General features: G+C 63.1%; 19 protein-coding genes, 1 other RNA gene and 1 riboswitch. Of the genes, 16 read left to right on the top strand and 4 right to left on the bottom strand.

Going from position 1 to position 23,184, the window contains the following annotated elements; translation table 11 throughout:
- Window positions 1-87: 87 nt before the first annotated feature.
- From N008_RS22865 to N008_RS21125, 4 genes are all read left to right on the top strand, one after another.
- Window positions 88-225, top strand: a complete 138-nt coding sequence (locus tag N008_RS22865) for a hypothetical protein (RefSeq protein ID WP_156108939.1) — start codon at window positions 88-90, stop codon at window positions 223-225.
- Window positions 226-291: 66 nt separating this feature from the next.
- Window positions 292-978: a DUF1361 domain-containing protein gene (locus N008_RS00340; protein ID WP_052381026.1), complete on the top strand. Its 687-nt coding sequence runs from the start codon at window positions 292-294 to the stop codon at window positions 976-978.
- Between the two features lie 120 nt (window positions 979-1,098).
- Window positions 1,099-2,520 carry a dGTP triphosphohydrolase gene (gene dgt / locus N008_RS00335; RefSeq protein WP_052381025.1) on the top strand — a complete coding sequence of 474 codons (1,422 nt, stop codon included), beginning with the start codon at window positions 1,099-1,101 and terminating at the stop codon, window positions 2,518-2,520.
- Window positions 2,521-2,644: 124 nt separating this feature from the next.
- Complete coding sequence (locus tag N008_RS21125; protein ID WP_052381024.1) at window positions 2,645-4,744, top strand: tetratricopeptide repeat protein; 2,100 nt, start codon at window positions 2,645-2,647, stop codon at window positions 4,742-4,744.
- Between the two features lie 4 nt (window positions 4,745-4,748).
- Here the strand turns inward: N008_RS21125 and N008_RS00325 are convergent, their stop codons facing one another.
- Window positions 4,749-7,994, bottom strand: a complete 3,246-nt coding sequence (locus N008_RS00325) for an AsmA-like C-terminal region-containing protein (protein WP_197062915.1) — start codon at window positions 7,992-7,994, stop codon at window positions 4,749-4,751.
- Window positions 7,995-8,144: 150 nt separating this feature from the next.
- Between N008_RS00325 and N008_RS21120 the strand changes: the two genes are divergently transcribed.
- A complete protein-coding gene (locus N008_RS21120; RefSeq protein ID WP_052381023.1) occupies window positions 8,145-10,019 on the top strand; it encodes a DUF4153 domain-containing protein in 1,875 nt (624 codons plus the stop codon).
- Window positions 10,020-10,103: 84 nt separating this feature from the next.
- Here the strand turns inward: N008_RS21120 and guaA are convergent, their stop codons facing one another.
- Window positions 10,104-11,636, bottom strand: a complete 1,533-nt coding sequence (gene guaA, locus N008_RS00315; RefSeq protein WP_044012830.1) for a glutamine-hydrolyzing GMP synthase — start codon at window positions 11,634-11,636, stop codon at window positions 10,104-10,106.
- Window positions 11,637-11,914: 278 nt separating this feature from the next.
- On the opposite strand from guaA, the gene N008_RS00310 reads away from it, so the two are divergent.
- From N008_RS00310 to N008_RS00290, 6 genes are all read left to right on the top strand, one after another.
- A complete protein-coding gene (locus N008_RS00310; RefSeq protein ID WP_044012827.1) occupies window positions 11,915-12,316 on the top strand; it encodes a carboxypeptidase-like regulatory domain-containing protein in 402 nt (133 codons plus the stop codon).
- Between the two features lie 247 nt (window positions 12,317-12,563).
- An RNA gene (gene ffs, locus N008_RS22135) (signal recognition particle sRNA small type) lies at window positions 12,564-12,660 on the top strand.
- Window positions 12,661-12,869: 209 nt separating this feature from the next.
- Complete coding sequence (fsa, locus tag N008_RS00305; RefSeq protein WP_044012824.1) at window positions 12,870-13,526, top strand: fructose-6-phosphate aldolase; 657 nt, start codon at window positions 12,870-12,872, stop codon at window positions 13,524-13,526.
- Between the two features lie 82 nt (window positions 13,527-13,608).
- A complete protein-coding gene (locus N008_RS00300) occupies window positions 13,609-13,812 on the top strand; it encodes a hypothetical protein (protein WP_044012821.1) in 204 nt (67 codons plus the stop codon).
- A gap of 133 nt (window positions 13,813-13,945) precedes the next feature.
- A complete protein-coding gene (locus N008_RS00295) occupies window positions 13,946-14,659 on the top strand; it encodes a cell division ATP-binding protein FtsE (protein ID WP_044012818.1) in 714 nt (237 codons plus the stop codon).
- A gap of 67 nt (window positions 14,660-14,726) precedes the next feature.
- A complete protein-coding gene (locus tag N008_RS00290) occupies window positions 14,727-15,638 on the top strand; it encodes a glycosyltransferase (RefSeq protein WP_044012815.1) in 912 nt (303 codons plus the stop codon).
- Window positions 15,639-15,740: 102 nt separating this feature from the next.
- Here the strand turns inward: N008_RS00290 and N008_RS00285 are convergent, their stop codons facing one another.
- The gene (locus N008_RS00285; RefSeq protein WP_044012813.1) at window positions 15,741-16,628 is read right to left on the bottom strand and encodes a DUF6565 domain-containing protein; all 888 of its coding nucleotides are present in this window, start codon (window positions 16,626-16,628) and stop codon (window positions 15,741-15,743) included.
- Between the two features lie 159 nt (window positions 16,629-16,787).
- Between N008_RS00285 and N008_RS00280 the strand changes: the two genes are divergently transcribed.
- The 5 genes from N008_RS00280 to N008_RS00260 all read left to right on the top strand — a co-directional run bounded on the left by N008_RS00280 (window position 16,788) and on the right by N008_RS00260 (window position 21,718).
- Window positions 16,788-17,963 (top strand): DegT/DnrJ/EryC1/StrS family aminotransferase, encoded by a 1,176-nt coding sequence (locus N008_RS00280; RefSeq protein WP_044012810.1) that lies wholly within the window; start codon window positions 16,788-16,790, stop codon window positions 17,961-17,963.
- Window positions 17,964-18,086: 123 nt separating this feature from the next.
- Window positions 18,087-18,896, top strand: coding sequence for a M48 family metalloprotease (locus N008_RS00275; RefSeq protein WP_044012806.1), 810 nt, complete (start codon window positions 18,087-18,089; stop codon window positions 18,894-18,896).
- 292 nt (window positions 18,897-19,188) lie between these two features.
- Window positions 19,189-20,235, top strand: coding sequence for a Gfo/Idh/MocA family protein (locus N008_RS00270; protein WP_044012803.1), 1,047 nt, complete (start codon window positions 19,189-19,191; stop codon window positions 20,233-20,235).
- A 27-nt stretch (window positions 20,236-20,262) separates the two neighbouring features.
- Window positions 20,263-20,958 (top strand): hypothetical protein, encoded by a 696-nt coding sequence (locus N008_RS00265; RefSeq protein ID WP_044012800.1) that lies wholly within the window; start codon window positions 20,263-20,265, stop codon window positions 20,956-20,958.
- Between the two features lie 10 nt (window positions 20,959-20,968).
- Entirely contained in the window at window positions 20,969-21,718 is a 750-nt protein-coding gene (locus N008_RS00260) for an EcsC family protein (RefSeq protein ID WP_044012797.1), read from the top strand.
- Window positions 21,719-21,860: 142 nt separating this feature from the next.
- Here N008_RS00260 and N008_RS00255 read toward each other — a convergent pair whose 3' ends face one another.
- Window positions 21,861-22,298: a hypothetical protein gene (locus tag N008_RS00255; RefSeq protein WP_044012794.1), complete on the bottom strand. Its 438-nt coding sequence runs from the start codon at window positions 22,296-22,298 to the stop codon at window positions 21,861-21,863.
- 400 nt (window positions 22,299-22,698) lie between these two features.
- Window positions 22,699-22,792, top strand: a riboswitch (SAM riboswitch).
- The last annotated feature ends 392 nt before the right edge of the window (window positions 22,793-23,184 follow it).

The following is a 23,184-nucleotide window of genomic DNA, read 5'->3' as shown; positions in this document are numbered from 1 at the left end:
ACTGACGTCCGTGTCACAGTCCGGGTCGTTTGGCGGAACAGAGCGGCGTACGTACGTGTTAAGGCCCCGATACCAATCTTTCTCGTCATGGGTCTGCTTCCGGAACTTAAGCGCCGCCCGCGCCTGCACAACGACACCTCACGCGAATCGGCCAAATGGGGCTGGTACATCATGATTATTTTCGTGGTGGCGTGGTTTATTTATTCGTTGTGGTTTGACAAGTAAGCCGGGCAATACCCGGCTCGATTGGTCGTTTCCAAGCCCGGAAATTCCGTACTTGTAGCTATGTCGATGCCCATAACTATTGCTTTGCCGCAGCTGCGGCAGCGCCTAAGCCTGCTGCTGGTGCTGGGCGCGTCGCTCACGCTGAGCGTGGTGCTCATCACGTTCCGCGTTTTCCTGACGCATCAGATAACCTTCGTTTTCCTGCTCTGGAACCTGTTTCTGGCGTTGATTCCGTTTGGGCTGAGCACTATGCTGGGGCTGTCGGCGGGGCGGCTGAAGGCGCGGGTGCTGCTGCCGGTGGGGGCGGTGTGGCTGCTGTTTTTCCCCAACGCCCCCTACATCCTCACCGACCTGTTTCACCTGGAGCCCCGCGTCGGCGTGCCCTACTGGTTCGACCTGGCCCTGTTGCTGAGCGCCGCCTGGAACGGCCTGATGCTGGCCTACGCCTCACTCACCGACATGCAGGGGTTGGTAGCGCGCCGGCTGGGCTGGGGCGCCGGCTGGGCGTTTGCCACCGTGGCGCTGCTGCTGAGTAGCTTCGGGGTGTACCTGGGCCGCTACCTGCGCTTCAATTCCTGGGACATCGTCACCAACCCGCTCACCCTCTTCTACGACATCGTGCACCGGATTCTGCACCCGCTGGCTTATTCCGGTACCTGGGGCGTGACGCTGCTCTACGGCGTGTTTCTGCTGCTCGGCTACGCCACCGTGCGCCTGCTGGGCCCGGCCGACGAAACCCGGGAACGGGCGTAAGGCTCCGATAAGTACCTGAATGGTATAAGCTGGCCGCAGGGCGCGGCTAACCGGGCACAGCAGTTGGGCTAAAGCCCCGTCGCGCGCATTTCTGGCCCCGCTCCGCTACCTTGCCGTTCCATGCTGCACCTCACGCCCGACCCCGCCGATACCGCCACCATGACCTGGGAGCAGCTGCTTAGCCGCCGCCGCTACCCCGAGCAGCCCCAGCTCCACGTCGTGACCGACGCGCCGCCCGTGCGCGGCGCCTTCGTGGCCGACTACGACCGGGTGGTGTTCAGCTCGGCGTTTCGGCGGTTGCAGCGCAAAACCCAGGTGATGCCGCTGCCCGAAACCGACTTCGTGCACACCCGCCTCACGCACTCGCTGGAAACGGCCTGCGTGGGCCGCTCGCTGGGCCGCCTTGGGGGCCGGCTGCTGCTCGAGGAAACCGACGGCCTGGCCGAGAGCCTGCCCCACCTCGATTCCGACTTTGGCGACATTGTGGCGGCCGCCTGCCTGGCCCACGACATCGGCAACCCGCCCTTCGGCCACTCCGGCGAAGACGCCATTTCGGCCTACTTCCGCAGTGCTGCCGCCGAGCCGTTCGTGCGCATGCTCAACCCCGCCCAGCGCGCCGATCTGCAGCAGTTTGAAGGCAACGCCGCCGGCTTCCGGGTGCTGACCCACACCTACGCGGCGCACAGCAGCGGCTCGGCCGGCCTGGGCCTTACGTATGCCACGCTGGGCGCTTTCACGAAGTATCCTCGGCCCTCGGTAGTGGAGGAAGCCAGCCGCACGCACGGCAGCAGCGAAAAGAAATACGGCTACTTCCAGACCGAAGCCTCCCGCTTTCAGGACGTAGCCCGGGAGTTGGGCATGCTGCCTAAGGCCGCTGCCTCCGACCAGGGCGGCTTCTACCACCGCCACCCGTTGGCCTTTCTGGTGGAAGCTGCCGACGACCTGTGCTACCGCATCATCGACTTCGAGGATGGCTTGAAGCTTGGGCTGATTCCGTGCGAAACCGGCTTGGCGCTGCTGCGCGCCATGCTCGGCGACGCGCCCGGCCGCCGCGGCTCGGTGGAGTGGCGCGACTGGCGCGAGGAACTGGGTTACCTGCGGGCCCGCCTCATCAACCAGTTGGTGCAGCAAACCGCCCGCCTGTTCGCCGACCGCGCCCCCGACCTGCTGCGCGGCCGCGCCGACGAGCCACTGGTGCAGCAGCTCGACTGCTGGGAGCAGCTGCAGGAAATCCACCGCCTCACCGTGGAGCATCTCTACCAAAGCCGCCCGGTGCTGGAAATTGAGGCCGCCGGCTTCGAGGTGCTGGCGGGCCTGCTCGACGCCTTCCTCTACGCCACCTTCGACCCCCAGGCCGGCCCCCGTTCGCGCAAATTACTTCAGCTGCTGCCCGACCAGTTCCGGGCGTCGGGCCCGCAGGAAGGAGCCTCGGCCTACGAGCAGATTGTGCTGCTCACCGACCATATCGGGGGCCTCACCGACCAAAATGCGCTGAGTTTATTCCGCACCATTCGCGGTATCGATTTGCCGAAGGGTTTTTGAATTATTGGTGGCTGGCAACCAGGCTAGCAGCTGGGCCAGAGTAAGCGGCAAGCCTACTACTTCCAGGAAGAATATAGTAGCTTTGTAGGGTTCCGTGCCCCTATATCCAGCCCACCTGTTTGCTTTGAAGTTCTGGCTCTTTCTGTTTCTGCTGCTGCCCTCCAGTCTGGCATTGGGAGCTGAGCCGCCGGCGCTGCTGCAGGCGCTGACCCGGTTGCGCACCCACCCGCAGCTGGACACGGCCCGTGTGAACCGGCTCAACGAGCTGGCCTTCGTGCTGCGCTTCACTGCCCCGCGCGACTCGCGGGTGCGCTTTGAGGAAGCCCTGGAGTTGGCCCGGCTGCTGGGGTACCGCTCCGGCGAGGCCAAGGCGCAGCTGGGGCTGGGCTTCTACTACCGCAAGCGCAACGAATATGGCCCGGCCCAGGCCTACACCGAGCAGGCCCGCCAGACCTTTGCCCGCCTCCGCGACCGGCGCAATCAGCTGGGATGCACCTACAACCTGGCCTACATCTACTCCGGCCAGGGCAACTACCTGCAGGCGCTGACCTATTCTCAGAACGGCCTTACGCTGGCCGAAGCCCTGCGCGACCCGCTTTGGCTGGTGCTGATGAACGCGCAGATGGGCATCATCACGACGGAAGTGGGCGAGTATGCGCAGGCGCGGGCTCACCTGGAAAAATGCCTGCAGATTGCGCGCAAGCACCACAACGAGCCCGGTATATCGCAGGGCCTGCGCGGCCTCGGCGACCTGTACCGCACGCAGCAGCAGTGGGCCGTTGCGCGCCGCTACTACGAGCAGGATGCCGCCCTCACGCGCCAGATCGGCGACGAGCCCGGGTTTCTGGTAAATGAGCTGAACGTGGCCGACATGGCCGAGCACCAGGGGCGCTTTCCCGAGGCCTTCGCCTTCAGCTACCGCGTGTTGCGCAACATCCAGAAGCTGGATGTGGTGGGCTACCTGCCCTGGGCCCAGCTGGTGCTGGCCCGCACCCACCTGCACACCCGCCGCCCGGACAGCGCGCTCTACTACGGCCAGGCCAGTTTGCAGGCCAGCCTGAAAAGCGGCGTGAAGGAAAGCATCCGCGACGCCAGCCAGGTCCTGACCCAGGCCAGCGTGCAGCAGGGCCGCTTTGCCGACGCCTACCGCTACCAGCGCCTCTACAGCGTGTACCAGGACAGCCTCAGCAGCCGCGACCTGATCCGGCGGCTGGCGGCCCAGCAGTACGCCGCCCAGCTGGCCCGCCAGCAGACCCGCATCAGCCAGCTGACCCGCAACGCGCAGCTCATCCGGCAGCAGAACCGGCAGCAGCAGTGGCTGCTGGGCGTGACGCTGGGCGGGCTGGTGCTGGTGGGCGGGCTGAGCGTGGTGCTGTGGCGCAGCAACCAGCTGAAAAAGCGGGCTTACCGCCGCCTGGAGCAGCAGCAGCAGGAACTGTTGGCCACGCAGAAGCAGCTGGTGGCCGCCGAAAAGTGGGCTTTCGTAGGGGAACTGTCGGCAGGTATTGCGCACGAGCTGCAGAACCCGCTCAGCTTCATGAAGAAGTTCGCCGAAGTGAGCGTGGAGTTGCTCGACCACGACAGCACCCGGGCCCCGGGGGCGGCCGCGTCGCCGGGCCTGCAGCAGGAGATTCTGAGCGGACTCAAGCAGAATCTGCAGGAAATCAGCCAGCACGGGCAGCGGGCCTCGTCCATCATCACCGACATGCTGACGCACGCCCGCACCGGCACCAGCCAGCAGGAGGCCACTGCCCTCAATGACATGGTCGCCAACGCCCTGACGCTGGCCTACGAGGGCCTGCAGGTGCAACACCCCGGCTTCCGGGCCACGCTGCACACTCAACTGGACGCGGCAGTGGGGGAGGTGCTGCTGGTGCCCACGGAGATTGAGCGGGTGTTTCTGAACCTGTTCACCAATGCCTTCCACGCGCTGGCCGAGCGGGCGCGGCAGCAGCCTGCCGACTACGAGCCGACCCTGCACGTGAGCACCAGCCGCGAGGCCGGGCAGGTCTGCATCCGGGTGCGCGACAACGGCACCGGCATGGAGCCGCATGTGCAGCAGCAGATTTTCCAGCCGTTTTTCACCACCAAGCCGCTGGGCGAGGGCACCGGCCTGGGTTTGTCGCTGGCCCACGACATCGTAACCAAAGCCCACAACGGTACGCTCACGGTGGCCACCCAGCCTAGCAAGTACACCGAGTTTGTGGTTTGCCTGCCTGCCTGACCAATTAGCGAAGCAGCCGCAAAGTGGTATCCAGCTGCTGGGTGCGGAGCAGCGTTTGGTACTGCTGCTGCACTCGTTGCTGATTCTGGCGTTGCTGTTGCTTGCGAAACGGCTTGACTTGGTAGCGGCGGGCGCCGGCCGGCCGGCTCAGCCCCACATACACCAAGCCGCGGCTGGGCTGTCGGGTAGCCTCGCCGCTCCGAATCCGGGCAATCCGTTTTTCGTTGTTGCCGAACAGGGTTTGCAGGGGGCTTAGGCCTACATACAGGTTGGCCTGGCCGTTGAGGTAGTACTCGCCGCTGATGTTGAGGTCGGTGAGGTTGCTGTTCAGGTGCAGGTCCGGAATTAGGAGCCGGCCGCCCGCTAGCACAAAGCGCGGGCTTACGGGCTCGAAATACAGGTGGCTGGTGCGCTCCTCCCGCATAAACCGCAGCGCCTGCATCAAGGCCTCCACGTTCAGCAGTTCCAGGCTCTGCAAATCGGTTTTCAGGAAGGCATAGGTCTGCGCGATGTTGGGCAGGAAGGTGTTATCCAGGTCGGTGCGCAGGTCGGTTTCGCCATTCATTAAGCCCCGGATATTATCAGCGCCCAACACATCAAACCCCACCGCGCCAGCCAGTCCGAAGAGCTGGCTGAGCTGAATCTGGTGCAGCCGTAGCTGGGCCCGCAGCGGATGATGGCCCGCGGCGGCATCGGTCTGCAGAGCGCCCCGCAATGTAATGTCCCCTCCGAAAGCCTGCAACGAGCACTGCTGCAGCCGTACCTGGCCGGCTTCCAGCGTGCTGCTGAGAACAAAGCGGCCACCACGCAACGCGCCGTATTTCACTTGGTCGGCCGTCACGTTCACGCGGCCCGTCACGGTGCCATCCAGGAAAGGAGAAGGGCGCGTACCGGCTGGCGCCCGCAGGCGCGAATGGGCCTCTTCTGGCGGAGTGGGCATTGTGCTTAAAGCTGCCAGCAGCTGCAGCAGGTGCTGAATATCGAGGGTGGCGTAATGCAGGTCGAGGTCAGCGCGGGCGCGGGCCAGCTGGGTGCCATCCAGCAGCGCTGTGGCGCTGATACGGCCTTTCCCGCCCGTGGAAGACCGAAACGTGAAAGCCGGAATCAGGAAGCGGCGCCCGTTTTTGTCGATGCGCAGGCGCAGCTGCTGCAGCGCCGCGGAACCGGGCAGCACCAGTTGGTCCACGGCTACAGTGGCCTGGCCGTTGGCAGCCAGCAGCACTTCGCGCAGGGTTGGGTCTTTAGGCGCGGTGGTGGCCCGGCGTGTAGGGCGCATTACGCGGGCCAGCAGCTGCTGATAGTTGAGGGTGGGGAAATGGACAGCCAGCTGTGCGGCCACAGGCTGCAGGTTGAGGGTATCAGTGGGCCAGCTGACGGTACCGCGCACCTGGCCGCCCCACGCCTGCACCCGCAGGTCGCGTAGCTGCACGTAGTGGCCGTTGTGGCGCACAGTAGCGGCCAGGTTCGTCAGCGTATCGGCAGCCAATACCAGCCGGCCGCACCGCAACTGAATGTTAAGGCGCAAGCCAGGCGGCAGCATGTTCAGCGCTTGGGCCGCCAGCTTCTGGTTGGGCGTGCGGCTGGTAGCGGCAGGAGCAGCCGGGCGGGTGCGGCGCTGGGCACCACGCGGCGCCGCCAATAGCCGCCGCATTTCGCTCAGGCGCAGTTCATCCACGGCAAAAGTGCCTGCCACCGTGGTAGTGGGGTGCTGGCCGCTGAAGTAGGCCAGCAGGTAGGTGGTAGTGGCGTTGGCGCGCAGGTGCATACCATTAAGACGGCCGCTGAGGTTTTCCAACGTCCAGAGACTGTCGTGCAGCCGGATGTTCACATTGAGGCCCGTCATGTCGGCGTGGCGGCGCGGGATGGCGAAGGAGGCGTTTTCGAGGCGCACAGTGCCGCGGGCGGCAATGGGCGGCAGCAGCGTATCGGCCCGCGCCGCCCGCCGCCCGGCCCGGTCCGGAATGGTGGGCAGTACGCCGTTGAGCTCCAGGTTGATGGCCGCTTCGCCCTGGCGAGCCTGCCAGAAGTCGGGCACCACCACGGCGGCCAGCGTCTGCAGGTCGGTGCGGCCGCGTACACGGCCGTTGAAGCGGGGCTTGGTGAAGTCCGTGACGGATAGCACGGCGTCTAACTCACCAGCCTGGGAATAGATGCGGCACTGCTCAAATGTGAGGCTGGTGGTGCGTGGCGAGTGAGCAGGGCCATTGTCGAAGGTGCCGCGGGCGTCCCAGCGCCGGATGCGCCGCGCCGAGTCGGCCCACTGCACCTGAGCGTTGCGCATGGCGAAACGCAGAATGGTGCGAGGCCGCGAGGTAGGCCCGCTCACGCCCCGGATGCTGTAGCGGATGAAGGCGTGGCTGGGGCTGCGGGCGTCATCAAGAAAACGCTCCAGGCCGGTGGGCAGCGCCACCCGCAGCACTTCCAACAGGGGCTGCCGGCCCTCAAAGCGTAGGTCGAGGCGGGTGCCGCGGGTTTCGTTGGGGGCCGCGCCCCGGTGAGTGCCGCGCACCAGCACCGTATCGTTGTTGAGCGTGACGCGGGTACCCAGAAAACGGCCCTCCCGTTGCCGGAAGTTGTAGCGGTAGCGCACCTGCGCCACCACCGGCTCGTCGGAGAACAGATTGCCCCGCCCGCTGCGCAGGTACAGCAGCTGCGCCTCCAGCCGCCCCCGCACGTGCGCGGCGCCCTCCAGCACCCGCGCCGACAGTTGGCCCCGCCGCACAAACACCGAAAAGCCGCTTTGGTGCAACTCGTTGCGGTCCGTGACGCGCACGTTGTAGAGCAGCAGCGAATCCAGGTTGAAATCGGGCGGGGCTTTGGGGGTAGCGTTGCGCGGGCCCTTGCCACGTAGGCCCCAGTCGCGGCCCTGCCGGTCGGTGAGCTGCCAGAACTGGCCGTCACGCAGCGTCAGGCGGCTAACCCGAAACTCGCCGCGCCAGATACGCGACAAATCCAGGCGGGCATCCAGCCGGCCCACGTGTAGCACCGGCACCGTGCGGCGGTAAGAGGTATCCGTGAACTGTACGCCTTCCAGCGAAGCCGACAGGTGCGGGAAGTCGCGTAGCGCCGAGATGCTTACCGTAAACGGCGCCAGCACCAGATCGGAGTTGCGCGTAAGCCGTTCCCGGATGAGTTGCTCCAGGCGGCGCTGGCCCCACTCAGTCCCTACCAGCCAAACGCCGCCCAGCACCGCCACCACCAACCCCAGCACGGCAACGGCCAGAAATTGGCGAAAGGACGGTCGTTTCATACGGGCAACGCGGGCAAGGAACTGGGGCAGAGAGTTGGGGCCTAATACGTAGAATCTGCCATTGTGATACGCAAGCCGGCCGTGCGGCCACATAAATCCGCGGCAAGTCTGGGAAGTCCGTTACTTGCGGCCCCTATTCTATCGGTATCCATGAAACTTCCTTCCCTGCAGCTGCTGGCGGCCGAAGCGGCCCGCGCCGTGCGGCGCTTCCCCCTGACGCTGCTGTGCAGCCTGCTGCTGGGCGCGGCCGGCATCTACTACCAGCGGCTCAGCTACACCGAGAAAAACCACGCCGATTGGCTGTTTCCGCTGCTGTCGGCGGCCGGGCTGGGTTTGACGCTCACGCTGAACGTGGCGCTGGCCGGGGAGCGGTACCGCTGGCCGGTGTGGCGGAAAGCCCTGGCCGCCGCCGGGGCGGTGGGGCTGCTGGTGCTCTGGTACGTGCTGTGCCCCACCGAGCTGACCATCGTGTGGGGACTGCGGCTGCTGCTGTTGCTGCTGGGCCTGCACCTGCTGGTGGCGGTGGTGCCCTACTTGCCGCAGCTGCGGCACCGCACCGATACGCCCGGCTTCTGGCGCTACAACGAAAACCTGTTTCTGCGGCTGCTCACGGGTGGCCTCTACTCCGGCGTGCTCTACGTGGGCTGCGCGCTGGCTTTGACGGCCATCGAAAACCTGTTCGAGCTGAAGCTGGACCGCCACGTCTACGAGCACCTGTTCACGGTGCTGGCCACGGGCTTCAATACCTGGTTTTTTCTGGCCGGCGTGCCCCACGACTGGGGTGCGCTGGAGCAGGAAGCCCCGTATCCGAAGGGCCTGAAGCTGTTCACGCAGTTTGTGCTGCTGCCGCTGGTGGTGCTCTACCTGCTGATTCTCTACGCCTACCTGGCCCGCATCGTGGTGCGCTGGGAGCTGCCCGAAGGCTGGGTATCCATCCTGATTCTGGCGTTTTCGGTGGCCGGCATCTTCGCCCTGCTCCTGATTCATCCCATCCGCAACGCCCCCGAAAACACCTGGCTCCGCACGTTCGCGCGCTGGTTTTACCGGGCGCTGTTTCCGCTGCTGGGGCTGCTGTTCGTGGCCATCGGCACCCGCGTGAGCCAGTACGGCATCACCGAGGAGCGCTACTTCGTGCTGCTGCTGGCCGCGTGGCTGGCGGTGGTAGCGGCCTACTTCCTGTGGCGGCAGGGGCAGGGCATCATCCGGATTCCGGCCTCCCTGGCCGTGGTGGCGTTTCTGGCCGCCGGCGGGCCCTGGGGCGCCTTTGCCGTGGCCGAGCGCAGCCAGCTCAACCAGCTGCGCGAAATCAGCACGCGGTATGGGCTCTTGAAGAATGGCAAGCTGGATGGGGCCGGGAAGAGGGTGCCCGAGTTGCCGGCAGCCACGCAGAAACAGGTGGCTTCCATCTTCGACTTTTTCGCTAAGCGGAATTCCGTAGAGCGGTTGCAGCCGTTGTTCGCAACTACACTTATCCCCGCAGATTCGCTGCTGAACAAGGATGGGTGGCAGAAAAATAACTGGCTGAAAAAGCGGCTGTTCAGCGTGAGTGGTCTGGAAGGCCCCGACAGTTACGACTATCGAGAAGAAATCGAGTCGACTAGACAGACCTTCTATGCCAAGCCCCCCGACGTGAGGAGTCTTGGAAATGGGAAATATTGGGTAGCCAATATCAATTCAGATGTGGTGGAAACAGGCGGCAGTATCCCGCTGTCGTTACGGGAGGGGAACTTTCGCCTGTATTTTCCCGACTCCGGGGCCCGGATACTGCTGGAACAGGAACGCGCCGACGGTAGCTGGCAGTTGCAGCTGACGACCTATCCCGGCCGCCTGGCCGATTCAATGGCGGCCGGAATAGGCCGTCAGCCAGATAGGTCCTTGGAAGTGCCCGATCAGGCCCTCACCTTGCACGTTTCCAACAGGCGCCACACGCTGGATCTGTACCTGCAAAGGCTGTCCTACGATACAGGAAATAAGCTAAGCTACAGCTTCGAAGGTAGCGCCCTTCTGACAATAGCTGCCCCCTGACTGCTGTTATTGTTACGCACAAAAAGGCCGCTGGCACAATGCCAGCGGCCTTTTTACACAGTTACTCAACTACTCAGTTACTCGCTATTCCCACTCAATCGTTGCGGGCGGCTTCGAGCTGATGTCGTACACCACGCGGTTGATGCCGCGCACCTGGTTGATGATTTTGTTGCTGACCTCGGCCAGGAACTCGTAGGGCAGGTGAGCCCAGTCGGCCGTCATGCCGTCCACGCTGGTTACGGCGCGCAGGGCTACCACCCGCTCGTAGGTGCGCTCGTCGCCCATCACGCCCACGCTTTGTACCGGCAGCAGCATCACGCCGGCCTGCCACACTTTCTCGTAGAGGCCGTGCTCTTTCAGTCCGTTGATGAAGATGGCGTCGGCGCGCTGCAATAGGTCCACTTTCTCGGGCGTAATGTCGCCGAGGATGCGGATGCCCAGGCCGGGGCCGGGGAAGGGGTGGCGGTGCAGGATGTGCTCGGGCAGCTCCAGGGTGTGGCCTACTTCGCGCACCTCGTCCTTGAACAAAGCGCGCAACGGCTCCACAATCCGCAGGTTCATCTTCTCGGGTAAGCCGCCCACGTTGTGGTGGCTCTTGATGGTCACGGCCGGGCCTTTCACCGATACCGACTCAATCACGTCGGGGTAGATGGTGCCCTGGGCCAGCCAGCGGGCGCCCTCCACCTTCTGGGCTTCGCGGTCGAACACCTCAATAAAGGTGCGGCCGATGGCCTTGCGCTTCTGCTCCGGGTCCGTCAGGCCCGCCAGCGAGTCGTAGAATTCCTGCGAGGCATCCACGCCGCGCACGTTCAGCCCCAGGCCCTGGTAGGAGTGGAGCACCTGCTCGTACTCGTCTTTGCGCAGCAGCCCGTTGTTCACGAAGATGCCGTGCAGGCGCGTGCCGATGGCCTTGTGCAGCAGCAAAGCCGCCACCGACGAATCGACCCCGCCCGAAAGGCCCAGAATCACCTGGTCTTCCTCCCCGATGGTGCGCTGCAGAGTTTCCACCATGCTGTCCACGAAGTGCTCCGGGGTCCAGCTCTGGTCGAGGCCGCAGATGTTCACCACGAAGTTCTGGAGCAGCGTTTTGCCGTCCGTCGAGTGCGTGACTTCGGGGTGGAACTGGATACCGTAGGTTTCCTGCCCCTGGATTTTGAAAGCCGCCACGGCCACTTCCGGCGTGCTGGCCACAATATCAAAGCCGTCCGGCAGCGTCTTAATCGTGTCGCCGTGCGACATCCACACCTGCGACTCGGTGGGCACACCGTGCAGCAAAGGCGATTCGTGGTGCACGTGGCTGAGGCGGGCGCGGCCGTACTCACGGATGGTGGCCGGCAGCACTTCGCCGCCCTGCTGGTGGGCCAGCAGCTGCGCGCCGTAGCATACGCCCAGCACCGGCACCTGGCCCAGGTAGGCGCTCAGGTCGGGGTCAGGCGAGTCGGCGTCGCGCACGGAACACGGGGAGCCCGAAAGCACAACGCCCCGGATATCCTCAGTGAGGGCCGGGGCGTGGGTATACGGATGAATTTCGCAGTAGACATTCAGCTCCCGGATGCGCCGGGCAATGAGCTGGGTGTACTGCGACCCAAAATCGAGAATCAGGATTTGTTGAGGCATACTGCAAAGCTACTCACGGATTTTGCGGAATAGGAAACTTCCGGCACATTAAATCCATTTGCAGGCCATAGGCACCAAGGCCCGTCGGCCGGCTGCCAGTGCGTGTTGGCCGTGCGCAGGCAGCCATTCCCTGTATCTGTGGCGGCCTGAAACGGGTTTGGGTAGTAGGTTTGCGCCAACGAAGGTATTTTTCACCAACCGTGGGCTATACCATGCCGTAGTAGAGCACAGACGCCGTTTTTGGGCTGTGCTTTTAGGATTAATCTTTTGTATCTGCCATGTTTTTCAAAGTTTTACTTCTGGGGGTGTTGGGTGGAGGAGTAGGCGCCGGACTGGCACCGGGCGCGGCACCAGTGCAAGCCGTGCCGCAGCAGACGGCCCCGCACCAGCTGGTGGGCACCGTGGCCAGCCGCAGCGGCGAGCCGCTGGCCGGGGCCACCGTCATGATAGTGGCCAACCGCAACTCCTCGGTCATCACCAACTCGGCCGGTCGCTTTCTGCTGCCCAGCCCGCAGCCCACGCCCGAGCTGCACGTCAGCTTCGCCGGCTACTACGACACCACCGTGGTGATGCCGCCGGCCGGCCAGCCGCTGGTAGTGGAGCTGCGCCCGGTGGCCCGCTACAAGAAGCAGCTTAAGAAACAGCTGAAGTCGGCCGACAAGGCGTGGCGCAAAAACTAGCGCCATCAGGCCTGGCATCGGTCTTCTTTTGCCATTCCCCCGAAGGGCGGCAGGTGCCTTGCGCCGCAGTAACAGGCCGTGCGTTGCGCTGGCTGGATTTTTTTTGCCGGACAGCACAGGCAGCAGGGCTTTGGATACGAACCACTTACTGCGTGGGTACCGAACCTGAAAGGGCTTTGGATGCAGAAATTCCAGGAAAATAGTTGCCACAGTTGGCGCAATAGCCAAATCTGTGCGTACCTTTGACCCGGCGAGTCAGAACGACCAGCTCCTGTTGAACTCCCCCAGGACCGGAAGGTAGCAAGGGTAGACGGTTGAGCGGTGCGATTTTGGCTCGCTTTTTTTCACGGATTGCGCCGGCCCAGCCGGATTTCACGGTTGCGTGACCAATTCGCCAGTAAGCAAAGAGCGGCTCCCAGAAGCCGCTCTTTGTGTTTCCGGCCCATGGGCCGCGGCCGGCCGCCGGCCTGTTGGGTACAAAATCCGTGCAATCCGAGAAATCCGCTTAATCCGTGATTAGCTTTGCAGCCATTGTTGTCCCCAACCTACCCGCATGAAATTTTTCATTGACACCGCCAACCTGAAAGAAATTCAGGAGGCCGTAGAACTTGGCGTCCTCGACGGCGTGACCACCAACCCCTCGCTGATGGCCAAAGAGGGCATCCGCGGCACCGACGCGGTGCTGAGCCACTACAAGCAGATCTGCGAGCTGGTGGATGGCGACGTGTCGGCCGAGGTAATTGCCACCGATTTCGAGGGCATCATCCGGGAAGGCGAGGCCCTGGCCGACCTGCACCCCAACATCGTGGTGAAAGTACCCATGATCCGGGACGGCGTAAAAGCCATTAAGTATTTCTCGGAGAAAGGCATCAAAACCAATTGTACGCTGATTTTCTCGGCCGGGCAGGCCCTGCTGGCCGCCAAAGCCGGTGCCACCTACGTGTCGCCGTTTGTGGGCCGCCTCGATGACATCGGGCACGATGGCCTGCAGCTGGTGCAGCAGATCGTGGACATCTTCTCGAACTACGGCTACCCCACGCAGGTGCTGGCCGCCTCCGTGCGCCACGTGCCGCACCTGCTGCAGTGCGCCGAGCTGGGCGCCGACGTGGTAACCTGCCCGCTCAACGTCATCACGGGCCTGCTCAACCACCCGCTCACCGACAAAGGCCTGGCCACCTTCCTGGCCGACCACGCCAAGGTGAATGGCTAAATGGCTTAATTGTTAACTGGTTGGCTGTTCAGGTATCTGCGCGGCCAGCCAGTTAACCATTTGACAAGTAAGCCATTCCACTATGTACATCATCAAAGTAAAAGGCAAGGCCAAGATTCCGGACTATATCCAGCTGCGCGACGAGGAGTTTGTGCTTATCGCCTACTTCCGCGCCGACCGGCCCCTGAAGGACCTGCACCGCTATGGTCTGGAAGGCAAGGAGGCGCCGCTGGCGGCCGTTATCGAGGGCTTGGAGTTCGGCAAGCTGCAGAAGCTGGAAGTCTGAGCTGTCGCGCCACGTTGTAGCGTTCCGGATGAAGTGAAGCTGTGGAGCTGACCGGGTTTGCCGGCGGCCGGCAGCGCGCTTCATCCGGAATTCTGTTTTTTCTGGAAGTCCCTCCGCCCCGTATCTTCGCCCCATGCCTACTGCCACCAACCCCGTTATCGAGCTCCACGACGCCTACATCATGCAGGACGTGAACACCGTGCTGCAAAAGGTGACGTTCACGCTCGACAAAGGCGAATTTGCGTATCTGGTGGGCCGCACGGGCTCCGGCAAAAGCTCCTTGTTGAAGACTCTGTACGCCGACCTGGCCCTGGGCGGCGGCACGGGCACGGTGGTAGGGTTTGCGCTGCCCAAGCTGAGCAGCGGCAGCAAGGTGCCGTTTCTGCGGCGCAAGCTGGGCATCATCTTCCAGGATTTCCAGCTGCTCTTCGACCGCACGGTGGCTGAAAACCTGCTGTTTGTGCTGAACGCCACCGGCTGGAAAGGCAAGGCCCGCAAGCAGCAGCGGATTTCGGAGGTGCTCATGCAGGTGGGGTTGGCCAACTCGGCCGCCAAGATGCCGCACCAGCTGTCCGGCGGCGAGCAGCAGCGCGTGGTCATTGCCCGGGCCCTGCTCAACGAGCCGTTGCTACTGCTCGCCGACGAGCCCACCGGCAACCTCGACCCCGACGTAGCCGACAGCATCATGCACCTGTTCGTGGAAATCAACAACTCCGGCACGGCCGTGCTCATGGCCACCCACAACTACCAGATCATCCAGCAGTACCCCAAGCGCGTACTCAAATGTGAAAAAGGGCAGCTGGTAGACTCCGCCACTACGCCGTTTCAGCTCAATTCCTTAAACTAGGCTGCTATCAGGCTCCGTTGCGGGGCCAGTGCTGCCAGGCAGTATTGAACGGACGGACGGTTTCTACATGCGCAAATCTGAGGTGAGCTTTCCGGGACTTTCGGTGCTGATTCCGGTGTACAACCGCGACGTGACGCCGCTAGTACGCGCCCTGCTGGCCCAGGCCGCCGACTGGGGCGGGCCGGTGGAAATCCACTGCCTCGACGACGCCTCCGAGCCCCGGTACCGCTGCCTCAACCAGGCGCTGGCCGATTTGCCGGGCGTCTGCTATCAGGAGCTGCCGCACAATGTGGGGCGCGCCGCCATTCGCAACCAGCTGGCCGCCGCCGCCCGCCACGAGTGGCTGCTTCTGCTCGACAACGACAGCCTGCTGCCCGACGACCAGTTTCTGGCCCGCTATGCCGCAGCCCTGCTGCTGGCGCCGGTGTTGGTAGGGGGCACCACCTACGAAGCACAGCCGCCGGCCGAGTCGGCCTTATACCTGCGCTGGCTCTACGGGCGCCGCCGCGAAGCCCGGCCAGCAGCCCTGCGCCAGCGAGCCCCACACGGCCAGCTCACCCTCAACAACATGCTGGTGCAGACCGCCGTGTTCCACCGCTTCGGCCTCGATGAAACCCTGACCCGCTACGGCCACGAAGACACCAAATTCGGGTGGCTGCTGCGGCAGGCCGGTACCGCCGTGCACCACCTCGACAACCCCGTGCTGCACGACGGCCTGGAGCCCGCCGCCGTGTTTCTGGGCAAAACCCACGATGCCGTGCGCAACCTGGCCCGCCTCTACCACGCCGAAGGCCTGGGCGCCGACACCAAGCTGCTGAAAGCGGCCCTGCAGCTGCGCCGCTGGGGTTTGGGCGAGGCTGTGCGCGTGGCCTTTGCGCTTCGGCAGCAGCAGGTGCGCCGCAACCTTCTTTCCAGCCAGCCCAGCCTGCGCCAGCTCGACGCCCTGAAGCTGTACTGGCTGCTCACGGAGCTGAAGTAGCAGTTTGTTGCACAACTGCCACCAGATGAGTAAAACTAGACTAGAGAGCATAAAAAAAGGCCTCTCCCCATGTGGGAAGAGGCCTTTTGCCCGGGTGGGTGCTTAGTCGTTATCGGTATTCTTGACTTCCGATTTCACTTCCTTGAATGCGCCTTTCACGGCCCCACCTACCTTCTTGCCAGCGTCTTTCACGTCGGAAGCAGTGTTGCTGGCGGCTTGGCCTACTTTGCTGCGCTCATCGGCGGTTTCGGCTTTCACTTCCTTGGCTTCGCCACTAACGGCTGCCGCGCCTTGTGCCGCGCGGGCTTCCGATTTGTCAAATGATTTGAAGGCAGCGTATTTCAACTTTTCCTTCTGGATTTCGGCCAGGTCTTTAGCGGGGATGTCGCCTTTCACTTTGTCATAGGCTTCATCCAACGCGCGCCACTCTGAGTTGATATAGCGCCAGTCTTCGATGTCGTACTTGTCTTCATTCTGCTTCACGTTGGCTACAAACTTCTCGTAGGTAGCGCGGGCGTTGGCAGCCGTAATCTGGGCGGCAGGGCTCATGGGCGTGTAGTATTTGCCCGGCTTCATGGTGCTCATATCAGTAGTGGCACCGGTGGTGGCCATACCAGCATCGGCACGGTTTTTCCAGGCCATTTCGCGCTTGTCGTAAGCGGCAGTGTAGCGGGTGCGCAGGGCCTCAATTTCCTGACGACGAGCGTCGTCGTAGCCATCAGCGTACTTATCGACAGCAGCTACTTTAGCATCGAAATCGGCCTTCATTTGCGCGGTTTCACGGTCGTAGTCGGCTTCAGCCTGGGTGGCTACGGCATCGGCCTTGGCTTCGGCATCCGAAACGAACGTGGCAAAGTCGTTGTAAGCCTGGTCGCTTTCGGCAGAAATTTCCTTCTGCTGGTTTTGGCTACAGCTGGTCTGAGTGAAGGCGGCGCCGCCCATCAGCAGCAAGGCCGACAGAGCGTGGAGGGTGAGTTGTTTCTTGAACATGGTGGGAGAGAGTGTAGAGAGTGGATTGCCGCTGGCAGGTAGCCCGTCGGCTTCAGCCAGATTTAACGCAGCCCTGATGCCCGAGGTTGCGCTGGCAGCTTAGCAGGTAGCGCGGCGGCTGGTTTCTATCTTTAGCGCATATTCATTTGCTTTGCCCTCGTGCCTACTGCTACCCAGCCTCCGCAACCTATTCAGCTTCTCGATCTGCCAGCCCAGCATGCGCCTATTCTGGGTGAGCTGGAAGCGGTACTGCACCATGCACTAAAGGAAGCCGCTTTCATCCAGGGGCCGGCTGTCCAGCAATTCACCCGAGAGCTGAGCCATTACCTCGGCGGGCCGCACGTGGTGCCCTGCGCCAACGGCACCGATGCCCTGCAGCTGGCTCTGATGGCATTGCGCCTGCCGCCCGGCGCCGAGGTGATAGTGCCGGCTTTCACCTACGTAGCCACGCTGGAGGCCGCGGCCGTCCTGGGGCTGGTGCCCGTGCCGGCCGACGTGCTGCCTGGCACCTTCAACCTCGATCCGCAGGCTGCCGCCGCGGCCCTCACGCCTCGCACCGGAGCCATTGTGGCCGTGCATCTGTTTGGGCAGTGCGCCGATTTGGAGGCGCTCCGCAGCCTGGCCAACCAGCACGGCGTGGCCCTGATTGAGGACAACGCCCAGGCCATCGGGGCCACGTTCCAGACCAGCCAGGGCGAAACCTGGGTGGCCGGCACGGTGGGGGAGGTAGGTACTACGTCGTTCTTTCCCAGCAAAAACCTGGGCGGCTTCGGTGATGGCGGCGCGCTGTTTACCCGCGACGAAGCCCGCGCCACCTATCTGCGCCAGCTCGCCAACCACGGCCAGGACCGCAAATACCACCACGCCCACATCGGCCTCAACTCCCGCCTCGATACGCTGCAGGCCGCGCTGCTGCGCGTGAAGCTGCCCCACCTGCCCGCCTGGACCGCCGCCCGCCAGCACGTGGCCGCCCGCTACGATGCCGCCTTAGCCGACGTGCCCGGCCTGGCGGTGCCGGCCCGCGACCCGCGCAGCACCCACGTCTTTCACCAGTACACCCTCACACTCCCTAACGACAGGCCCGGCCGCCGCGACGCGCTGCAGCAGCATCTGGCGGCGCATGGCGTGCCCAGCGCCGTGTACTATCCGCTACCCACGCATCTGCAGCCGGCCTACGCCCACCTGGGCTACCGCGCCGGACAATTTCCGGTGGCTGAGCGGCTGTGCCGCACGGTGCTGTCGTTACCGATTCATCCCACGCTCAGCGACGAGCAGGTAGCGTACGTAGTGACCGTGGTGCGGGCCGGCTGCCTTTCCGGCACCGGCGGAAGCTGAGGTTCGCTGGTCCGGCACGTACCTCAGATTGTTCCTTCGCTTGGAATGACAGGCCGCTACTGGCACTGTTTTTTCATTCTGCCGTATAGACACCTCTTTTCACGACTCCAGATTCCTCGTTTTATGCGCCGTTCTTTCCTGACACTGCTGCTGCCGCTGGCCGGCGTAGCGGCCCTAACTACCGCCGCCGTTAACAAGCCCGCCCAGTTCAGCCTGTTTTCCATTCAGCAGGATATTGAGCTGGGGGCCCGGGTGGCCCGCCAGACCGACTCCACCTACCGCGCTAAAGGCCAGCTGCTGGAGCGCAACTCCCGCAATGCCCGCGCCTACCAGCTGCTCGACGGGGTGGTGAAGCGCGTGCTCGACAACGGCAACCTGAAGTACCGCACCCAGTTTCCGTGGAGCGTGAAGATCATCAAGGACGACGCCGTGCAGAACGCCTTTGCCACGCCTGGCGGCTACATCTACGTGTACTCGGGCCTGATCAAGTTCCTGGACAATGAAAGCGAGCTGGCCGGCATCCTGGGCCACGAAATTGCCCACGCCGACCGCCGCCACAGCACCCAGATGCTGCAGAAGCAGTACGGTACCAGCCTGCTGCTGGGCATCGTGCTCGGCAACCGCTCTAACAGCCAGCTGGTGCAGCTGGCGGCGGGCGTGGGTCAGCTCAAGTTCAGCCGCGACTACGAGCTGGACGCCGACAAATACTCCACCATCTACCTCAACGGCACCCGCTACTACGACTGCGACGGGGCCGCCGGCTTCTTCATCAAGGCTGAAAAGCAGGGGGGAGGCGGTACGCCCGAGTTCCTGAGTACCCACCCCAACCCCGGCTCGCGCATCACCAACATCCAGAAGAGCGCCCAGGCCCTGGGCTGCGCCAGCCGCACGGTCAGCAACACCAACTTTGCGGAGCTGAAGCGGCTGCTGTAACGGCTGCTGCTATTCGCTTCGGTATGAAAAGCCGGTTCCAGTGCCTCAACAGGCCAGAACCGGCTTTTGGCGTTTCCAACAGCCCGTGGCAGTAGCGCGAGCTTTATGGTTCGCGCCCTCGCGCCGGTAGAACTACCTGAATGGGGCAATCGGCGCGGGGCGCGAACTACAAAGTCCGCTCTACTGGTGGCTGCGTGCGGCGTGCCCGGAACGAGCGGCAGGATAGGCGCAGGAGAAACCCGCGTTTTTTCGGAGCTTGCCGAACATTCATGTGCTCTGAACCCTGCTTGCCTTGGCTGATTCTTCTGCTGCCGTTCGTTTTGCCATTTGCGGCGTGGGCCACATCGGGCGCCGCCACGCCGCACTGGTGGCGCGCCACCCCGGCGCCCAACTCGTGGCCCTAATCGACACAAACCCCGAAGTGCAGGCGGAGCTGGCTACCGAGTTTTCCGGCGTGCCGTTCTTCGCCTCCCTCGATGACTACCTAATCTACGGCCCCGCCGCCGACGTGCTGACCATTGCCACGCCCAACGGCCTGCACGCTCCGCAGGCAGTGCGCGGCCTGCGCGCCGGCCTGCACGTGGTGGTGGAAAAACCGCTGGCCCTGAGCAAAGCCGATGCCGAGCAGATTGTACACACGGCGCTGCAAACCGGCCGTTTTGTGTTTGGGGTGATGCAGAACCGTTACTCGCCGCCGGCTGCCTGGCTGAAGCAGGTGATGGACGAAGGCCGCCTGGGACAGGTGTATCTGGTGCAGCTCAACTGCTTCTGGAACCGCGACGAGCGGTATTACACGCCCGGCAGCTGGCACGGCACCCGCGCCCTCGACGGCGGCACGCTCTTCACCCAGTTCAGCCATTTCGTGGATTTGCTCTACTGGGTGTTCGGCGACATCACCAATATCTCGGCCCGCTTCCGCGACTTCAACCACGCCGGCCTCACCGAATTCGAAGATAGCGGCCTCGTCACGTTCGACCTGCTGCGCGGTGGCAGCGGCACCCTGCAATACAGCACTGCCGTCTGGGACCGGAACCTGGAAAGCTCCCTCACGGTGGTGGCCGAGCACGGCAGCCTGCGCCTCGGCGGCCAGTACATGGACAAAGTGGACTACTGCCACCTGCGCGACTACCAGATGCCCGAACTCGCGCCCACCAACCCTGCCAACCAATATGGCCCCTACCAAGGCTCCGCCGCCAACCACGTCCACGTCATCGACAACGTAGTCGACACCATCCAGCAGCGTGGCGTAGCCACCACTAATGCGCTAGAAGGCCTGAAGGTGGTGGAGATGATTGAGCGGATTTATGCGTTGAGAAATCTTAACCTACGGCAAGGCTGACCCATGTTTTTACCTGTAATTCTAAGTTTGTTGCACCTATTTTGTGTAGATGCTTCCGTCGGTAACCTTAACTGCACCAGCAGGCAGGCGCCGAGAAGATCGGCAAAAAGTAGTGGGGCCGTCTTGCGTTACACTATCCAGGCTAGTACTAGAGTTGCTTTTGACCAAGCCCGCCAAGCCGCCAAGGCAAGTATCGTGGTCGATAAAGCCGGTGTGACGGCCGACAAGAAAGGTGTTCTCCTAAAACTGAACACGGGCAAAACCCGCTTCTTTCAAAATAAGCTAACTCCGCAGAATGAGGACGAGGTGGCAGAGTTTCGCTACAAAGGCCGTATTCCGGCTCTCAAAAAATACGTCGTGGCCGGGATGTTCTGGGAGGCTGGCCGAGTCTTTCTGGTAGATGAGCGTAGTGGCCAAACGGATACTATCTGGTCTGAACCTATATGTGCACCAGACTTCAAATTGATGGCGGCTTTAAATGAGGGTCTGGTATTCGAAGATGACCTCAATGGCGTTCAGGTGTATAGTAGCGCGGGAGGACGAATTAGAAAGATGTTCGCTATCAATCAGCAAAAGTGGGTGCCCATTAATCTGGTTTGGAATGGCAATAAGCGTTTTATTCTGAGAGTAATGTCGGCCGAAGAAGCCATGGCGCAGAGTGCGCAGCACAAGCCAAATGACACCAAATACCGATATCTCCAGGTTATTATAAAGGACCTATGAAGCCAACGCCATGAACTCCTCCGACCAACAAGCCCTCCACGACCTGCAGGCCTGGCAGCGCCGGATGCAGCAGCAGCCCACGTGGCTGAACCAGGTGGCGCGGCGTGTGCAGGCGCGGCTGAACGCATTACTGCCGGAGAAAGTGCATGTGGCCATTACCGTGGCCATTCAGAAGATGGTGCAGGGCGTGCTGTTTGGATCCACGCACACCACGCAGAAGCCGGTTTCGGAAGGCACGCTACAGGAGCGGGAGGCGCGGGTGCGGGCCCGCATCCGGGCGTACCGCAACACGGCGGCCGTGGAAGGCGGCGTGACCGGGGCCGGCGGCTTCCTGCTGGGCCTGGCCGATTTTCCGCTGCTGCTGGGCATCAAGCTGAAGCTGCTGTTTGATATTGCCGCCCTCTACGGCCATGACGTGCGCAGCTTCCCGGAGCGGCTCTACCTGCTGCACATCTTCCAGCTGGCCTTCAGCAGCCAGCACACCCGCCGCGAAACCTACTGCCAGCTCGCCGCCTGGCCCGAAACGCAGCAAACCGTCACTGCCGAAACCTTCGACTGGCGCACGTTCCAGCAGGAGTACCGCGACTACATCGACTTGGCCAAGCTGGCCCAGCTGGTGCCCGTCATCGGGGCCGCCGTGGGGGCCGTGGCCAACTACCGCCTGCTGGCCCAGCTCGGCGACACGGCCATCATGTGCTACCGCCTGCGCTGGTTTGCCGAGCACGGCCGCATTGCCGGTGAGGCGGATTCCGCAAAGTAGGGTGTCATTCCGAGCAAAGCGAGGAATCTGGGTAACCACGCATGCTACAGCATCACCCAGATTCCTCGCTTCGCTCGGAATGACACAAAAAAACAGCCCTGACGTTACCGTCAGGGCTGGTTTTTTTTGGTGGCAGGAAAGCTTAGCCTTTGGCCTGCTTGGGGCCCTGGTGGGCTTTGCGCTTGGCCATGCGGTCAGACTGCAGCTGGGTGTACTTGGCGTACTGGTCGGCGCTCAGGATTTGCTTGAGCTGGGCGTCGTACTGGGCTTTTTTGCCCTTCATGGCCTCATGGTGCTGGCGCTTGGTAGCGGGCGTGGTGCCGACCTGGGCTTTGTAGGCCTGCATTTCCTTGGCGCGGCTCAGGTGCAGCTGGCGCACCTGCTCAGTCTGGGCGGCCGACAGGCCGAGCTGCTTGGTGAGGCTCTTGGCGGCGTGGTCGGCGCGCTGCTCGGGCGTTTTGGCGGCTTTGTCGCCTTTCATGCGGTGCTGGCCGTGAGGCGCTTTGGCGGGCAGCGTCTGGGCCGAAACGGCGGCGGCAGAAAACGAGAAAGCGGCGAGGATGACGAGGAACTTCTTCATGGCTATGATTGGAAAATTTATGACGGGTGAAAGAAGCCCGCTGCCGTCCGGACTGGCGGCCGGGCTTCTGCAAGGTCATTTGCAACTCCGGTGCCAGTTTTCGGTGCCAAGGCTAAAAACTGGCCTCTTGAAAAATTTAAATTTTTCGGTTAAACCTTCGTTTGCGGGCTCGGTCGCGGGTTTTTATCGGGGCTGACGCCTTGGAATCGGCCGGTTCCAGCACTGGCGGGCGAAGGCCGTGGCCCCGGCTTCGGGCTGGCGGAGGCGGGCAGCCAGGGGCGAGGAAAGAACCGCCAGTCGCAACAAAATGGGGCGGTTGGGGCTTTGTACAGTCCGGGTTGCGGGGGCAGCAATCCGGTTTTACCTTTGCCCTATCAATTCTTTCTAGCCCGAAGGATTGTTTTTATACAGAGGCGCTGAGAGACAGGCTCGATGAAGCGTCGGCAACCACCCGGAACCCTCCGGAACGGTGCCAATTCCTGACCATATAAAAACAAGTTGCCGTGGACGCTTCCAACAACCTCCTGCATTCAACCTCCGCTTTTTTGGCTCCGGCTGCCGCGTTGCGGCTGGCGGGCCGGGGCTGTTGTTGCTGTTGTTGTCGGGCGTAGCTAGCCCCTTCTCTGTTTTCGCGGGTATGCGCCCGCCGGCGCTGCACGTCGGCCGGCTGCTGCACTGAGCGGCTTCGCGCCCGCACCTCCTCTTTTTCTCGGATTGTCGCCCGATGGCCAGGCCGGGTGCAGGCTTTGCGCTCCGTTTGGCGGCCTGCGGTGGCTGCTGATTCGTTCGTTGCGCGGTTTGCGGGCGGTGTAATCGGCTAGGCCGGACTTCCGTTCCTGCGTTGTTTTTTCCCGGGAGCCGGTGGCGTTGCGCTTCTGCCGGCGCC

Source organism: Hymenobacter sp. APR13, from assembly GCF_000737515.1.
Classification (GTDB): domain Bacteria; phylum Bacteroidota; class Bacteroidia; order Cytophagales; family Hymenobacteraceae; genus Hymenobacter.
The sequence above is the reverse complement of the archived record's forward strand: the minus strand, read 5'-3'. Positions and strand labels throughout refer to the sequence as shown.

Bases quoted from the DNA above. Each gene is read 5' to 3' on its own strand.
- N008_RS22865 (WP_156108939.1), top strand. From the start codon at position 88: ATGGGTCTGCTTCCGGAACTTAAGCGCCGCCCGCGCCTGCACAACGAC.
- N008_RS00340 (WP_052381026.1), top strand. From the start codon at position 292: ATGCCCATAACTATTGCTTTGCCGCAGCTGCGGCAGCGCCTAAGCCTG.
- dgt (WP_052381025.1), top strand. From the start codon at position 1,099: ATGCTGCACCTCACGCCCGACCCCGCCGATACCGCCACCATGACCTGG.
- N008_RS00325 (WP_197062915.1), bottom strand. From the start codon at position 7,994: ATGAAACGACCGTCCTTTCGCCAATTTCTGGCCGTTGCCGTGCTGGGG.
- N008_RS21120 (WP_052381023.1), top strand. From the start codon at position 8,145: ATGAAACTTCCTTCCCTGCAGCTGCTGGCGGCCGAAGCGGCCCGCGCC.
- guaA (WP_044012830.1), bottom strand. From the start codon at position 11,636: ATGCCTCAACAAATCCTGATTCTCGATTTTGGGTCGCAGTACACCCAG.
- N008_RS00310 (WP_044012827.1), top strand. From the start codon at position 11,915: ATGTTTTTCAAAGTTTTACTTCTGGGGGTGTTGGGTGGAGGAGTAGGC.
- fsa (WP_044012824.1), top strand. From the start codon at position 12,870: ATGAAATTTTTCATTGACACCGCCAACCTGAAAGAAATTCAGGAGGCC.
- N008_RS00300 (WP_044012821.1), top strand. From the start codon at position 13,609: ATGTACATCATCAAAGTAAAAGGCAAGGCCAAGATTCCGGACTATATC.
- N008_RS00295 (WP_044012818.1), top strand. From the start codon at position 13,946: ATGCCTACTGCCACCAACCCCGTTATCGAGCTCCACGACGCCTACATC.
- N008_RS00290 (WP_044012815.1), top strand. From the start codon at position 14,727: ATGCGCAAATCTGAGGTGAGCTTTCCGGGACTTTCGGTGCTGATTCCG.
- N008_RS00285 (WP_044012813.1), bottom strand. From the start codon at position 16,628: ATGTTCAAGAAACAACTCACCCTCCACGCTCTGTCGGCCTTGCTGCTG.
- N008_RS00275 (WP_044012806.1), top strand. From the start codon at position 18,087: ATGCGCCGTTCTTTCCTGACACTGCTGCTGCCGCTGGCCGGCGTAGCG.
- N008_RS00260 (WP_044012797.1), top strand. From the start codon at position 20,969: ATGAACTCCTCCGACCAACAAGCCCTCCACGACCTGCAGGCCTGGCAG.
- N008_RS00255 (WP_044012794.1), bottom strand. From the start codon at position 22,298: ATGAAGAAGTTCCTCGTCATCCTCGCCGCTTTCTCGTTTTCTGCCGCC.